Below are 1,189 nucleotides of genomic sequence, written 5' to 3' on the forward strand. Positions count from 1 at the left end.
GGTAATCCTCCCATAAATAACTGAATTTAAAAGTAGAGGTTAAGCAGCCATCAAAGGTGGTTTGCCTCCGTTAGCTTGATGTGGTCGTTCATGATTGTAGTGCCACAACCACTGTGTTGCATAATCTTGTACTTGCTCCAATGTATCGAACAAATGTTTGCTCACCCAACTATAACGCATTGTACGATTGTATCGTTCGATATAAGCATTTTGTTGTGGCTTGCCTGGTTGAATATATTCAATACGGATACCATGCTCAGCTGCCCAACGTACGAATTCGTGGCTGATAAATTCAGGTCCATTGTCGCAGCGAATCACAAGCGGTTTGTCTCTCCATTCGAGCAATTGGTTAAGTGTACGAATGACGCGCAGTGCAGGCAGTGAAAAACCTGCTTCAATCACTAAACCCTCACGTCGATAGTCGTCAATTACGTTAAGCAAACGGTAACTTCGTCCATCACTTAACTGATCATGCATAAAATCCAATGACCATACTTGATTTGGATGAGTTGGTTCCTTCAATGGTTCAGGTACATGTCGTTTTAATCGTCTTCTTGGTTTGATCCGCAGATTCAATGCCAGCTCACAGTAAATACGGTAAACACGCTTATGATTCCAACCACACTTCTCAACATGGCGTAGATAAGAGAAGCATAGCCCGAAGCCCCAATCTGTATTTTCTTCGGTGAGTTCAATCAATTGTTCTGCAATCAGTGCATTGTCATCGTTCAATTTGGACTGATAACGGTAGCAGGTTTCACTGATACTAAATGCACGGCAGGCCAAACGAATACTGACGGCATCATGATCACCAACGGCTTGTTGTGCCATCTGACGACGACAAGATGGCTTTACCACTTTTTTGACATGGCTTCCTGAATGATTTCAGCTTTAAGCCGCTCTTCAGCATACATCTTTTTTAGCTTGGCATTTTCGGCTTCTAGTTCTTTCAATCGAGTAATTAATGAGGCATCCATGCCGCCATATTTAGCCCGCCATTTGTAAAAAGTCGCATTACTCATACCATGTTCACGGCAAAGGGTGGCAACAGGCGTGCCAGACTCCGCTTGTTTCAAAATAGACATAATCTGACTGTCAGTAAATTTAGATGTTTTCATGCAGAATCTCCTGCTTTGATCTTAAGAGAAAATTCTACTTTTACATCCTTTTATTTTTAGGGGGGATTACC

The 1,189-nt window shown here is 42.2% G+C and carries 1 protein-coding gene; it reads right to left on the bottom strand.

Annotation, left to right across the window (positions count from 1 at the left end):
• Window positions 1-39: 39 nt before the first annotated feature.
• Window positions 40-1,118, bottom strand: a protein-coding gene (locus NO346_RS14605) for an IS3 family transposase (protein ID WP_256415600.1) whose coding sequence is annotated in 2 segments (ribosomal slippage) — window positions 40-866 and window positions 866-1,118 — 1,080 coding nt in all. Because the reading frame shifts where the segments join, the coding sequence is not laid out codon by codon here.
• Between the last annotated feature and the right edge of the window lie 71 nt (window positions 1,119-1,189).

The sequence above is a fragment of the Acinetobacter sp. 5862 genome (genome assembly GCF_024494585.1).
Lineage (GTDB): Bacteria > Pseudomonadota > Gammaproteobacteria > Pseudomonadales > Moraxellaceae > Acinetobacter.